12 protein-coding genes are annotated in these 12540 nt (G+C 37.6%); 4 read left to right on the top strand and 8 right to left on the bottom strand.

The features are described 5' to 3' along the window. The first annotated feature begins 32 nt into the window (after nucleotides 1-32). On the top strand, nucleotides 33-1337 hold the full coding sequence (gene argH / locus ASG21_RS11800) for an argininosuccinate lyase (RefSeq protein ID WP_056080120.1): 1305 nt from the start codon (nucleotides 33-35) through the stop codon (nucleotides 1335-1337). Between the two features lie 147 nt (nucleotides 1338-1484). On the opposite strand, the gene ASG21_RS11795 is transcribed toward argH, so the two are convergent. Then, a complete protein-coding gene (locus ASG21_RS11795) occupies nucleotides 1485-1946 on the bottom strand; it encodes an Lrp/AsnC family transcriptional regulator (RefSeq protein WP_047442942.1) in 462 nt (153 codons plus the stop codon). A 242-nt stretch (nucleotides 1947-2188) separates the two neighbouring features. On the opposite strand from ASG21_RS11795, the gene ASG21_RS11790 reads away from it, so the two are divergent. The 3 genes from ASG21_RS11790 to carB all read left to right on the top strand — a co-directional run bounded on the left by ASG21_RS11790 (nucleotide 2189) and on the right by carB (nucleotide 7768). Further along, the gene (locus ASG21_RS11790) at nucleotides 2189-3079 is read left to right on the top strand and encodes an aspartate carbamoyltransferase catalytic subunit (RefSeq protein WP_056080119.1); all 891 of its coding nucleotides are present in this window, start codon (nucleotides 2189-2191) and stop codon (nucleotides 3077-3079) included. Between the two features lie 173 nt (nucleotides 3080-3252). After that, nucleotides 3253-4326 carry a carbamoyl phosphate synthase small subunit gene (locus ASG21_RS11785; protein WP_056080116.1) on the top strand — a complete coding sequence of 358 codons (1074 nt, stop codon included), beginning with the start codon at nucleotides 3253-3255 and terminating at the stop codon, nucleotides 4324-4326. A 262-nt stretch (nucleotides 4327-4588) separates the two neighbouring features. Next, nucleotides 4589-7768: a carbamoyl-phosphate synthase large subunit gene (carB, locus tag ASG21_RS11780; RefSeq protein ID WP_056080114.1), complete on the top strand. Its 3180-nt coding sequence runs from the start codon at nucleotides 4589-4591 to the stop codon at nucleotides 7766-7768. A gap of 50 nt (nucleotides 7769-7818) precedes the next feature. Here the strand turns inward: carB and ASG21_RS11775 are convergent, their stop codons facing one another. From ASG21_RS11775 to ASG21_RS11745, 7 genes are all read right to left on the bottom strand, one after another. Further along, nucleotides 7819-8112, bottom strand: a complete 294-nt coding sequence (locus ASG21_RS11775) for a type II toxin-antitoxin system RelE/ParE family toxin (protein ID WP_056080111.1) — start codon at nucleotides 8110-8112, stop codon at nucleotides 7819-7821. Further along, on the bottom strand, nucleotides 8102-8356 hold the full coding sequence (locus tag ASG21_RS11770) for a hypothetical protein (protein WP_056080108.1): 255 nt from the start codon (nucleotides 8354-8356) through the stop codon (nucleotides 8102-8104). The genes ASG21_RS11775 and ASG21_RS11770 overlap by 11 nt, the downstream gene beginning before the upstream one ends. Nucleotides 8357-8485: 129 nt before the next feature. Next, nucleotides 8486-9268 carry an SDR family oxidoreductase gene (locus tag ASG21_RS11765; RefSeq protein WP_056080105.1) on the bottom strand — a complete coding sequence of 261 codons (783 nt, stop codon included), beginning with the start codon at nucleotides 9266-9268 and terminating at the stop codon, nucleotides 8486-8488. Nucleotides 9269-9519: 251 nt separating this feature from the next. Further along, nucleotides 9520-10344 carry an amidohydrolase family protein gene (locus tag ASG21_RS11760; RefSeq protein WP_241773489.1) on the bottom strand — a complete coding sequence of 275 codons (825 nt, stop codon included), beginning with the start codon at nucleotides 10342-10344 and terminating at the stop codon, nucleotides 9520-9522. 16 nt (nucleotides 10345-10360) lie between these two features. Continuing rightward, a complete protein-coding gene (locus tag ASG21_RS11755; protein ID WP_056080102.1) occupies nucleotides 10361-10690 on the bottom strand; it encodes an L-rhamnose mutarotase in 330 nt (109 codons plus the stop codon). Next, nucleotides 10687-11538: a fumarylacetoacetate hydrolase family protein gene (locus ASG21_RS11750; protein WP_056082365.1), complete on the bottom strand. Its 852-nt coding sequence runs from the start codon at nucleotides 11536-11538 to the stop codon at nucleotides 10687-10689. The genes ASG21_RS11755 and ASG21_RS11750 overlap by 4 nt, the downstream gene beginning before the upstream one ends. A 189-nt stretch (nucleotides 11539-11727) precedes the next feature. Then, a complete protein-coding gene (locus ASG21_RS11745; RefSeq protein WP_056080099.1) occupies nucleotides 11728-12492 on the bottom strand; it encodes an SDR family oxidoreductase in 765 nt (254 codons plus the stop codon). Nucleotides 12493-12540: the final 48 nt, after the last annotated feature.

The following is a 12540-nucleotide window of genomic DNA, read 5'->3' as shown; positions in this document are numbered from 1 at the left end:
TCTAATGTCTACAATCTACAAAAAGAAAAATTATGAAAAAAATATGGCAAAAAGACGATAATGCCACCAACATAGTAGTTAATAAATTTACAGTTGGGAAAGATCTTGACTTTGATGAGCGTTTAGCAAAATACGATGTTAAAGGTTCGGTGGCACACTGTAAAATGCTGGCAGAAGTTGGAATTATTTCCGATAAAGAATCAGTGCAGATGTTGTCTGTTTTGGAAGAAGTTTTAGCAGAAATCGAAAAAGGAACTTTTGAAATTGATAAAAATGCGGAAGATATTCATTCTCAGATTGAATCTATTTTAATTGAAAAATTAGGAGACACCGGAAAGAAAATTCACACCGCCCGTTCTAGGAATGATCAGGTTTTATTGGATATAAAACTGTATTTACTGGATGAAATCCGTGAAATCACAACATTGACGAACGAATTTTTTCAAATATTAATTCAACTGGCAGATCAGCATAAAAATGTTTTGCTTCCAGGTTATACGCACCTACAGATCGCAATGCCTTCGTCTTTTGGATTATGGTTTGGAGCGTATGCAGAAGCGTTGTTGGATGATATGGAAATGCTTTTCTCAGTTAAAAGTATTATTAATAAAAATCCATTAGGATCGGCGGCAGGATATGGATCATCTTTCCCGATTGACCGTGAGAGTACAACGTATAATTTAGGTTTTCAATCGATGAATTATAACTCGGTATATGCGCAGATGACACGCGGAAAATCAGAGAAAATGTTGTCGATGGCAATGGCGACTTTGGCGGGAACGTTGGGGAAATTCGCGTATGATGTTTGCCTGTACTTAAGTCAGAATTTTGATTTTATAAGTTTTCCAAAAGAATTTACAACAGGAAGCAGCATTATGCCGCACAAGAAAAATCCGGATATTTTTGAATTGGTTCGTGCGCGCTGCAACAGAATTCAGTCGTTGCCGAATGAATTTATATTATTGACGAATAATCTTCCGTCAGGCTACCATCGAGATATGCAACTGACAAAGGAAATTCTTTTCCCTGCAATCGATTCTTTGAAAGAATGTCTGGAAATTTTAAGCTATACCTTGCCCAATATTCAGGTGAAAGATGGGATTTTGGATGATGAAAAGTATCAATATCTTTTCAGTGTAGAAAAAATTAATGAAGAAGTGAAAAACGGTAGTTCATTCCGTGATGCTTATGTAAAGGTAGGGCAGGAGATCGAAAATAACGACTTTGATTTTGAAATTAAAAATTTAAATCATACTCATCAGGGAAGTATTGGAAATCTTTGTTTGGATAAAATTGAATATCAGTTTAATAAGTTGAAAAATAAATTGTTGGGTTGACAGTTTGATTTAAACCATTAAGATAATTTAAGGGATTAAGAATAGTTAAGATTCGCAGGTGAATAATGAAGCAGGGTTTAAAAATCGTTAGATTTTCTTAATTAAACTTAACTTCGTCACTATTCTTAATGGTTCAATTTTAAATATTTATCCCAAATCAATCTTAAACTTAGTCGACTTTTTCACCTCATGAAGTACAATCGAACTGTGATATTGCCCAATACTGGGAATATTTGAAATAACATTAACCGTAAAATCGTTATAAGAATTAATATCTTTCGCAATGATTTTCAGCATATAATCATATTCGCCGGAAAGACTGATGATCTCCTGAACTTCATCGTGTTGCATTATATTTTTCTCGAAAGTTTCCAGAACTTTTTTAGACTGTTCTTTCAGGCGGACGTTGCAGTAAACAACAATGTTCAAACCCAGCTTCTCACGGTTGAGAAGTCCAACATATTTCTCTATAATTCCCTGTTTTTCCAGCTGTTTGATGCGCTCATAAGTTGGGGTAAAGGTTAATCCTATTTTCTCAGAAATTTCTTTCACCGAGAAAGTAGAGTCTTCCTGAATTATGCTGAGAATCATCCTGTCTTTTGCGTCCATAAACTGTATTTGAATTCTAACAAAAATATTAAGAATAAATGAGAATAACCAGTGATTGAAGTTTTTTAATTTTTTTAAGGTTTCACTTTGTCATGTTACCCAAATGTTATATCTTTGCACCTAATGAATAACACAGTATTTATATCATTAGAATTACCGGGCGTAGACGCCCTTTACGATATTTATTTATTTTAAGCGAAGATATTTTCTTCGCTTTTTTTATGTTCAAAAATTAAGATATTATGTTTACGATTACCGAACTAAGTACAGAGAAAATCAATAAGATACTGACGGAAGCTTTGGCTTTTGCCAACGGAAAAACTGCCAAAATTGAAGGCGAAGTTTTCTGTTCAAATCTGTTTTTTGAAGACAGCACAAGAACCAAAACAAGCTTCGATGTTGCCGAAAGAAAATTGGGTTTGCAGGTCGTTCCGTTTGATGCATCCAACAGTTCTGTCAACAAAGGTGAAAGTTTATATGATACAGTGAAGACCATTGAAAGTATTGGGGTAAATCTTGTCGTGATCAGAGATAAGAAAGACCGTTATTTTGATGAATTAAAAAATATTAGCATTCCTGTAATCAACGGTGGCGATGGAACAGGAAATCATCCTTCACAGTGTATGCTCGATTTGCTGACTATTTATCAGGAATTCGGAACTTTTGAAGGATTGAAAATAGGAATCGTTGGTGATGTAAAACACAGCCGTGTTGCGAACTCCAATGCAGAAGCTTTGAGAAGATTAGGCGCTAAAGTTTACTTCTCAGGACCTGAACAATGGTTTGACGAAGGAGCTTTAATTAACGGCACGTATCTTTCTGTAGATGAGATGATTCACGATGTAGATGTTTTGATGTTATTGAGAATCCAGCACGAGAGACACGATTCTAAAATGAGTTTCTCAGCTTCGGAATATCATAAAAAATACGGTTTGACAAAAGCCAGAGAAAAAACAATGAAAAAGGAAGCCATCATCATGCATCCAGCACCCATCAACAGAGGCGTAGAGATGGATACCGACCTGGTGGAATGTGAACGCTCAAGAATTTTCAAACAAATGCAGAACGGTGTTTTCGCAAGAATGGCGATTCTGAAAAATGCTTTGGAGGAGAAAGGTTTCTCTTTTAAGTAAAAAGGTAAAAGTAAAAAGAGCCAGGTTTTAATTAATAATGGGCTCTAAAATTCCCCTCCTCTGGAGGGGTGGCAAAAATTCTTGAATTTTTGACGGGGTGGTTTAAAAAAGCCAGATCATCAAAACAAGATGATTTAAAGTAGTAAAAAATAGAAATAAAGATAAAAGTTAAAATGAAGAAAAAATTAATACTGGAGTCCGGTGAAGTATTTCATGGAGAAGGTTTCGGAGCAGATTTGGAGACAGCAGGAGAGGTGGTTTTCAATACCGGAATGACAGGATATCAGGAATTGATTTCTGACCCGTCATACTGCGGTCAGATTGTTTGCATGACGTATCCGCTGATCGGAAATTACGGGATCAACCGTGATGATTACGAAAGCATCGAACCTGCAATTAAAGGTCTTATTGTAAAGGAAATTTGCGATTTGCCTTCCAATTTCAGAACTCAGATTACTTTACAGGAACTGTTTAAAAAGAAAAATCTTTCAGGAATTTCAGGAATTGACACCAGAAGGCTGACAAGAATTCTCCGCAACTCAGGTGTGGTGAAAGGAAAAATCGTGAATGCAGATGCAGACGAAAATACTACTGTTGAAGAATTAAAATCAACAACTTTCCCAACCAATCAGGTGGAGCAGGTTTCTACAAAAACTTCTTACGCCAATCCGGGAAGAGGACTTAAAGTAATACTTGTTGATTTTGGGTCTAAATTAGGAATAATCAGAGAATTATCTCAAAGAAACTGTGATATCATTGTTGTTTCTCATGATACTATAGCAGAAGAAATTTTGCTGATGAATCCGGATGGAATTATGTTATCCAACGGTCCCGGAGATCCTGAAGACAACCAAAAAGCTTTAGAAATGATCCGCGGATTGCTAGGTAAAGTTCCAATTTTCGGAATTTGCCTTGGACATCAGTTGATTGGCCTGGCTTGTGGTGCAAAAACTTTTAAATTAAAATTCGGTCACAGAGGAGGAAATCACCCTGTTTTGGATTTGGAAAAAAACAAAGTAGCAATCACTTCTCAGAATCACGGTTACGCTGTTGATCAGGATAGCCTTAAAGAAACAGATTTAATAGAGACTCATATCGCATTGAATGACAGAACAAACGAAGGTTTGAGACATAAGATTCATCCGTGCTTCTCAGTTCAGTATCACCCTGAAGCGAGTCCTGGTCCTGAAGATGCAAATTATTTGTTTGATGATTTCATCACGTTGATGGAGGATTTTAAAAAATAGAAAATTAATTATTTGGGCAGCTTAATCCGCCTTCCGCTCCCAATCTTTTTTGCAGGACATTTAGTTAAAAAAGAACTTTCAGGTTGGCAAAAAAGGATTTCCGCTCAAGTCGGGCTGCGAGTAATTCGCTGCAAATTAAAGGTGGAAATAAAGAATCCGAAGGATTCAACATGAATAGCCGTAGGTGAAACCTATGGAAACGATGAAATAATCATCATCCGAACCCGAAAGGGTTCAACAACGACAAAAGGTAAATTTAAAAATGAAAAGAAACGACATAAAAACAATTTTAGTAATCGGTTCCGGCCCAATTATCATCGGTCAGGCGGCGGAATTTGATTACGCAGGAACGCAGGCTTGTCTTTCATTAAGAGAAGAAGGGTACAAGGTGATTTTGATCAATTCAAACCCTGCAACGATTATGACGGATGTTGAAATCGCTGACAAGGTGTACATCGAACCTATTTCACTTCAGTTTGTAAGTCACATCATCAGAAAAGAGCGTCCGGATGCACTTTTACCGACTCTTGGTGGACAAACAGGTTTGAATATGGCCGTAGAATTGGAGAAATCAGGAATTCTTGAAGAGTGCAAAGTGGAAGTTTTGGGAACTACACTTTCAGCAATCAACAGAGCGGAAGACAGAGATTTGTTCCGTGAATTGATGAGAGAATTGAACGAACCGGTTCCGGAGTCTGATATTGTAACAACAGTTGAAGGAGCGCTCCGTTTTGCTGAAGAGATCGGTTATCCGGTGATCGTTCGTCCTGCCTTTACAATGGGTGGAACTGGTGGTGGAATCGCTGCCAACGAAACTGAATTGAAGGAAATTGCTGAATTGGGATTGAAATACAGTCCGGTGACGCAGTGTCTGATCGAAAGATCAATCGCAGGTTTCAAAGAAATTGAATACGAAGTAATGCGTGATGCAAACGACAACGCGATTGTGGTTTGTAACATGGAAAATATAGATCCGGTGGGAGTTCACACAGGAGACTCAATTGTTGTGGCGCCATCTCAGACGCTTTCAGACAGAGAATATCAGCTGTTGAGAAACGCTTCACTGAAAATCATCAAAGCTTTAGGAATTGAAGGTGGATGTAACGTGCAGTTAGCTTTAGACCCGCATTCATTCGATTACTACATTATTGAAGTAAACCCAAGAGTTTCCCGTTCATCGGCATTAGCATCAAAAGCAACTGGTTATCCTATTGCCAAAATTGCTGCAAAAATTGCTGTGGGATTGACTTTAGATGAAATTATGAATCCGGTTACAGGAAAAACTTACGCATGTTTCGAGCCGGCTTTGGATTATGTGGTAACTAAATTCCCAAGATTCCCTTTCGATAAATTTGAGACGGCTGACAGAAGACTGTCAACTCAAATGAAAGCGACTGGAGAAGTAATGGCGATCGGAAGAAATTTCGAAGAGTCTTTACAGAAAGCGGTACGTTCTCTGGAAACAGGTTTGAGACATTTAGGTTTAAAAACAAAACAGGCTGCAGCTTTAACTGACGAAGATATCAAAAGAAGAATCAGAGTCTGTGATGACGAAAGACTGTTCATCATTTGCGACGCTTTAAGAAGAGGTTACGACTGGGAACAAATCGTAGAATGGAGTAAAATCGATAAATTTTTCATCTGGAAATTAAAGAAATTAGTTGATTTTGAAAAGACAATTGCAGCTAACAGATTCGATAAAGATATTTTAATTGAATCTAAAAAATTAGGTTTCTCAGATCAGAATATTGCTCATTTATGGGAGTCTACGCAGAGAGAGGTTTACAATTTCAGAAAAGAAAACGGAATTGTGCCGGTTTACAAAATGGTAGACACCTGTGCTGCTGAGTTTGAATCTGAAACTCCATATTTCTACGGAACTTATGAAGAGGAAAACGAATCTGTAGTTACTGATAAAGAAAAAATCATCGTTTTAGGTTCCGGACCAATCAGAATCGGGCAGGGTGTTGAGTTTGATTACGCAACCGTTCACTCGGTTTGGGCGATCAAAGAAATGGGTTACGAGGCGATTATCATCAACAATAACCCTGAAACCGTTTCTACAGACTTCTCGATTTCAGATAAATTATATTTCGAACCTTTGACGGAAGAGGATGTGATGAGCATCATCGACCTGGAAAAACCAAAAGGTGTTGTCGTACAGTTTGGTGGACAAACAGCGATTAACTTAGCAGATAAATTAGCCGCTTACGGTGTTCAGATTTTAGGAACATCTCTGGAAGATTTGGATAGAGCTGAAAACAGAGATAAGTTCGAAAAAGCCCTTCAGGAAATGGGAATTCCACAGCCTTTAGGAAAAACTTCGACTTCAAAAGAAGAAGCGATTGTGATTGCCAACGAAATTGGTTATCCGGTATTGGTTCGTCCGAGCTACGTTTTGGGAGGTAGAGCCATGGAAATTGTCTACACAGAAGCAGAATTGGCGCACTACATGGAATTTGCGGTAGATGCAAGTCCGGATCAGCCGGTTTTGGTAGACCGTTATATCACAGGAAGAGAAGTGGAAGTCGATGCAATTTGCGATGGCGAAACGGTAATTATTCCAGGAATTATGGAGCACATAGAAAGAGCGGGAGTTCACTCCGGTGACTCAATCGCCGTGTATCCGCCACAGAATGTTTCTCAGGCAGAAATTGATACTTTGGTTGATTATACTCAAAGATTAGCTAAAGGATTGAATGTGATTGGTTTAATGAATATCCAATACGTTCTCTTTGAAGGAAATGTGTATGTGATTGAAGTGAATCCACGTTCGTCAAGAACAGTTCCTTTCTTATCTAAAATTACGGATGTTCCGATGGCAAATCTTGCTACGAAAGCGATTTTAGGTCAGAAACTGAAAGATTTAGGCTACAAAAACGGATTGGTTCCTAATAAAGAAGGTGTTTTTGTAAAAGTTCCTGTGTTCTCTTTCTCAAAATTAACGAAAGTTGATATCTCTTTAGGCCCAGAAATGAAGTCTACAGGAGAAGTAATGGGGAAAGACACGACCTTGGAAAAAGCTTTGTACAAAGGACTGGTTGCAGCCGGAAGAAAAGTTCCGATGCACGGTTCAATTTTGTTCACAGTGGCTGACAAGCACAAGCAGGAAGCAGCTGATTTAGCATCAAGATTCCACGAAGTTGGTTTCAGAATCTGGGCAACAGAAGGAACTGCAAAATTCTTCGAAGAAAAAGGTATTCCGTGCAAAATTGGATACAAAATAGGAGAGGAAAGCGTAAACTTAATAGACCTGATTCAGAAAGGAAAAGTTCAGTATGTTGTTAACACGATGACGAAAGGAAAACAGTCTGAAAGAGATGGTTTCCAGATCAGAAGAATGAGTGTTGAAAACGGTGTTCCTTGTTTAACCTCAATGGATACAGTTGAAGCTATTCTGAAAGTGATTGAGAGTATGAGCTTTAAGATGGAGACGATGTAGTTTTCGGATCGAGATAAATTAAAAGCGGAAGATTTTTCTTCCGCTTTTTTTTATGGATATTTTTCAGGATTTTGTGAGGTATGAAAAACTCTGAAAATTCTGATGATTTGTTTTTCTTTTTCAATCTTATAAATAATGATGAACGGAAAAATTTTAAATGGTAACCGATGGAAATCATTATGGATTTTCTGATAGTAAGAAACTTTTTTTAGTTTGCCCACTGTAAATTTAAAATCCTTGAAAAAACTATCTGCCACTTTTTTACCGGCGGCATTTTTGTAATATTCGAAAGAATTTGCAATGTCTCTGTTAGCTTCGGAAGTAGTGGTTATTTTAAACACCATACTTTGCCTTCATTTCAGCAAATAAATCTTCAATAGGCATAAAATCTTCATCCGTTAAATTTTCCATTGCATCCAATTCGCGTTTCTGCTGATCAGTTAATTGGTAATTTAAATTATGTTCATACCAATTTTTTTCAGATCTATTTTCAATAATTCCATCCAAATATCCTAAAACCTGTTTGAGAATTTCCTCCGGTTCATCTTTCAGTTTTTGGTTGATTATATGTAACGTATTAGAACTCATTGGTCATATTTTTATCAAAGTTAATAAAAAATTTTATTGAAGATTATAATTCTTACTTTCAAATTTTTGTTTAAATAAATTGTAAAATTTTACACTAATGATTAAAGTCGACCAAAAAAATTATCGACTTTACCCCAAACTCCTGTCCAAATGCACATACCCACCATCCACATGAATCAGTTGTCCCGTTGTATGCGAAGATTTTTCAGATAAAAGAAACGCTGCCATATTTGCAATTTCTTCTGAGGTCGTCATGCGGTTTTCCAAAGGGATTTTTGAAGTAGTACTTTTCAGTTTTTCTTCCGGATTATCAAAAGTGGAAATCCACGATTCGTAAAGTGGAGTCCATGCTTCGGCAACGATGATTGCGTTCACACGGATGCTGTAGGGCAAAAGTTCCACTGCCCATTCTCTTGTCAGGGCATTTCGGGCACCATTTGATGCAGCATAACCAGAAGTTCCGCCTTGTCCGGTTTCTGCAGTCTTGCTCCCGATATTTAAAATGGAACCTTTGCTTTCTTTCAGATAGGGAAGTGCGTGATGCACCAAAAGATAATAATGCACCACATTTTTATGGTAAGATGAAATGAAACCTTCATAAGAACCATTTTCAAGACCAACACCGTCGTTCACACCAGCATTATTCACAATCCCATCGATTTTGCCATATTTTTTCACGACTTCATCAATGGCTTTTTTGCATTCTTCAGGTTGAGAAAGTTCAGCGGTCACAAAGTCGGCTTTTCCACCTTTTTCCATGATTTCCTGAACGGCTTTTCCGTTATCATTTTCATTTCTGCCGATAATGATAGGCAATGCATTTTCTTCAGCTAATATTTTCGCAATCGCATTTCCGATGCCCTTCGCACCACCACTTACGATGATTACTTTATGGTCTAGATGTAGGTTCATAATTTTGGATTATGTTTTTTAAACGCAAAAAGCGTAAAGATTTTTTTAATATTGTTTTATAAATTTTTCTTTTCGGAAGGGCGTTTGAATACGTCAAAGCTTAGATTTTAATCAGCACAGAACAATTCATAAGCTTTTACATTCCCATACAAAAATCTTTGATTTTTAAACTTATGTGCTCTAAATATTCTCAAAGCATTAAACTTAAATCTAATGTGACTCATGTGTCAAAATCTTTTGTGCCTTTAAAATCATAGTCTGTAAAATTCCACAGCATTTCCAGAAAAAAATTGTTCCTGTTCTTCTTTTGAAAATTGTCCCAAATATTTTGAAATCAATTTCAGCCACAAAGCATAATTTCCTCCCAGCAACATCACAGGCCAGTCGCTTCCGAAAACCAACCGTTTAATTCCAAACTTCAAAAAGACAAAATCAAAAATTTCAAAAATGGGTTTTTCGTCAGCCAAATTCCAGTTTCCCTGTGTTAAAAGTCCCGAAATTTTACAATAGACATTTGGGTTTTGAGCCAGTTCTGAAATATTTTCTTTCCAGTCTTTCAATTCATTGGTTCTCAAATCCGGTTTTCCGCAATGATCCAGAATGAAAGGTTGCTCAGGCAGTTTCTCCGAAAGTTTTACCGCATCTGAAAGCTGATCCTGTCTCAACAAAATATCAAAAGTATAATTAAACTGTTGAAGTTTCGAAATGCCATTCAGAATTTTCTTCTGCAGTAAAAAACCGATCTCTTCTCCTTCAGCGACGTGTCTGAAACCTTTGATGATTTTTTCAGACTGATAATTTTCAAGCGACTCTTCAAGTTTGTCATAAGCTAAATCAGTCCAGCCGACAACACCTTTGATCATCGGATTATCTTTAGCCAAATCTACCAGAAAAGCAGTCTCTTCATCACTTTGGTCAGCCTGAACAGCAACGCATCCATCAACCTGATTTTCTTTTAAAAGCAACGAATAATCTTTGGGCAAAAAATCTTTCCGGATTGCCGTCATCTCTTCCGTAATCCAGGCATCCCGCACCGGATTAAAATTCCAAAAATGTACGTGAGAATCTATGATCATCTATTTCAAACCTAATTTATAACGAAAAAATTCTGTCCATCAACCGCCACTTTTCTCCTTCTTTCGAATGAGGCAACTGCTGCTGGAATTTCCACATCAATTCTTCCCATTCCTGAACTTTCGGATTGTTTTGATCTAACTCATTTTTAGCCTCAAAAGAAAAACTGTCCTCAGCTTCAATAATCATGAATAACCGATTTTGAATACGGTAAATCTCCATATTTGTAATTCCGGAATCCAAAATACTTTGTCTGACTTCTGGCCAGATATTCTGATGATAATTTTCGTATTCAGCAATCATCTCGGTGTCATCAATTAAGTCGAGAGCTAGACAGAATTTTTTCATTCACCATATGCTTTTACTTTCTGGGTACTGCTTCCCAAACCGTCAATTCCCAATTCTACCACATCGCCTGGTTTCAGATACCAGGGCTCAGGTTTTTGTCCCAAACCGACACCGGCAGGCGTTCCCGTACTGATAATATCCCCGGGAAGCAAAGTCATAAACTGACTGATGTAGCTCACAATGAAAGGCACATCAAAAATCAGATTGGAAGTATTCCCGTCCTGCAAAATTTCTCCATTCACCTTCAGCCACAAACGCAGATTATGCACATCTTCAATTTCGTCCGGCGTCGCAATAAAAGGGCCGATCGGCGCGAAAGTATCACAGCTTTTTCCTTTTACCCACTGTCCGTTTCTTTCCAGCTGAAAGGCTCTTTCGCTGTAATCGTTGTGCAGAACATAACCTGCAACATGTCCCAGCGCATTTTCCTCAGAGACATAACTTGCTTTTTTTCCAATTACGATGGCCAGCTCAACTTCCCAGTCGGTTTTTGTACTGGTTTTTGGAATAATCAGATCGTCATTCGGACCCACAATTGCAGTCGTTGCCTTAAAAAACAAAATAGGCTCCTGCGGAATCGGAGCATTAGTCTCTGCTGCGTGATCTTTATAGTTCAATCCTACACAGATGATCTTGGATGGTCTGGCCAAAGGTGATCCCAATCTTTCATCGGCAGAAATTTCGGGTAAATTCTGTGTATTTATTTCCGATTTCAAATTTTCAATAGCATCACCGGAAAAGAAGTTTTCATCGTAATCTTTTACCAGATGAGAAACATCATATCTTTTATCATCAATAATGACTCCCGGTTTTTCCTGTCCCGGTTTTCCGAATTTTATTAATTTCATATTATTTTTTTTAGAAGGTATAATTCTATTTGAAGCTAATCCCGCTATCCACTGTATCTTTTTTGTCATTGCGGACAACTGAGATAATAAGTTAAACTTTTCGCCACCGCAATGACAAAAAAGGATGCCGTTTCTATCGGGGCTAGGGTAGTGTAGCCCGAATCAAAAGTTTAGCTTAATTTACAAATTTTAATTGTTCAAAGTAGTAAAACCACCGTCAATAGGATAATCTACACCCGTAATAAATGATGCTTCGTCACTGCATAAATACAGCGCCAACGAGGCAACTTCTTCAGGCTGAGCCATCCTTCCGATAGGTTGTGTTTTCGATAATTTCTCAAACATTTCTTCAATATTATCAGGATAATTTTTCTGTAAAAATCCAGCCACAAAAGGCGTATGCACCCGCGCTGGAGAGATCGAATTACAACGGATATTTTCACTGATATAATCTTTGGCAACACTCATCGTCATTGCTTTTACCGCACCTTTTGCTGTACTGTACGCAAATCGGTCAGGAATTCCCACCAATGCAGCAATGGAAGCCATATTGATAATCACACCGCCACCGGATTTTCTAATCTGTGGAATCGCAGCAAACAGACAGTTATAAACTCCTTTAATGTTGACATTATAAATTCTGTCGAAATCTTCTTCTGAGGTCGTGTCTGCTTTACCAATATGTGCAATTCCTGCATTGTTGACCAAAATGTTGATCGCTCCGATCTGATCGAAAACTGCTAAGACATCTCTCTGTTTTGAAACATCACAACCAAAAACTTTTGCATTGCCCCCCGCTGATTTGATTTTTTCTAAAGTTTCCTGTCCATTCTGTTCTGTAATTTCGAGGATATGAACTTCCGCACCATTCGCAGCAAGCTGAACAGCAATCGCCTGTCCAATTCCGCTTCCTCCGCCTGTTACAACGGCTTTTTTATTTTTTAAAGAAAACATTTTTATATTTTAATTATTAAATTCTGTTTTTGTTTTAACGCAAAGTGC

The organism is Chryseobacterium sp. Leaf394, from assembly GCF_001424105.1.
GTDB lineage: Bacteria > Bacteroidota > Bacteroidia > Flavobacteriales > Weeksellaceae > Chryseobacterium.
The sequence above is the reverse complement of the archived record's forward strand: the minus strand, read 5'-3'. Positions and strand labels throughout refer to the sequence as shown.

Coding starts and splice junctions, on each gene's coding strand:
- argH (WP_056080120.1), top strand. CDS start 33: ATGAAAAAAATATGGCAAAAAGACGATAATGCCACCAACATAGTAGTT.
- ASG21_RS11795 (WP_047442942.1), bottom strand. CDS start 1,946: ATGGACGCAAAAGACAGGATGATTCTCAGCATAATTCAGGAAGACTCT.
- ASG21_RS11790 (WP_056080119.1), top strand. CDS start 2,189: ATGTTTACGATTACCGAACTAAGTACAGAGAAAATCAATAAGATACTG.
- ASG21_RS11785 (WP_056080116.1), top strand. CDS start 3,253: ATGAAGAAAAAATTAATACTGGAGTCCGGTGAAGTATTTCATGGAGAA.
- carB (WP_056080114.1), top strand. CDS start 4,589: ATGAAAAGAAACGACATAAAAACAATTTTAGTAATCGGTTCCGGCCCA.
- ASG21_RS11775 (WP_056080111.1), bottom strand. CDS start 8,112: ATGGTGTTTAAAATAACCACTACTTCCGAAGCTAACAGAGACATTGCA.
- ASG21_RS11770 (WP_056080108.1), bottom strand. CDS start 8,356: ATGAGTTCTAATACGTTACATATAATCAACCAAAAACTGAAAGATGAA.
- ASG21_RS11765 (WP_056080105.1), bottom strand. CDS start 9,268: ATGAACCTACATCTAGACCATAAAGTAATCATCGTAAGTGGTGGTGCG.
- ASG21_RS11760 (WP_241773489.1), bottom strand. CDS start 10,344: ATGATCATAGATTCTCACGTACATTTTTGGAATTTTAATCCGGTGCGG.
- ASG21_RS11755 (WP_056080102.1), bottom strand. CDS start 10,690: ATGAAAAAATTCTGTCTAGCTCTCGACTTAATTGATGACACCGAGATG.
- ASG21_RS11750 (WP_056082365.1), bottom strand. CDS start 11,538: ATGAAATTAATAAAATTCGGAAAACCGGGACAGGAAAAACCGGGAGTC.
- ASG21_RS11745 (WP_056080099.1), bottom strand. CDS start 12,492: ATGTTTTCTTTAAAAAATAAAAAAGCCGTTGTAACAGGCGGAGGAAGC.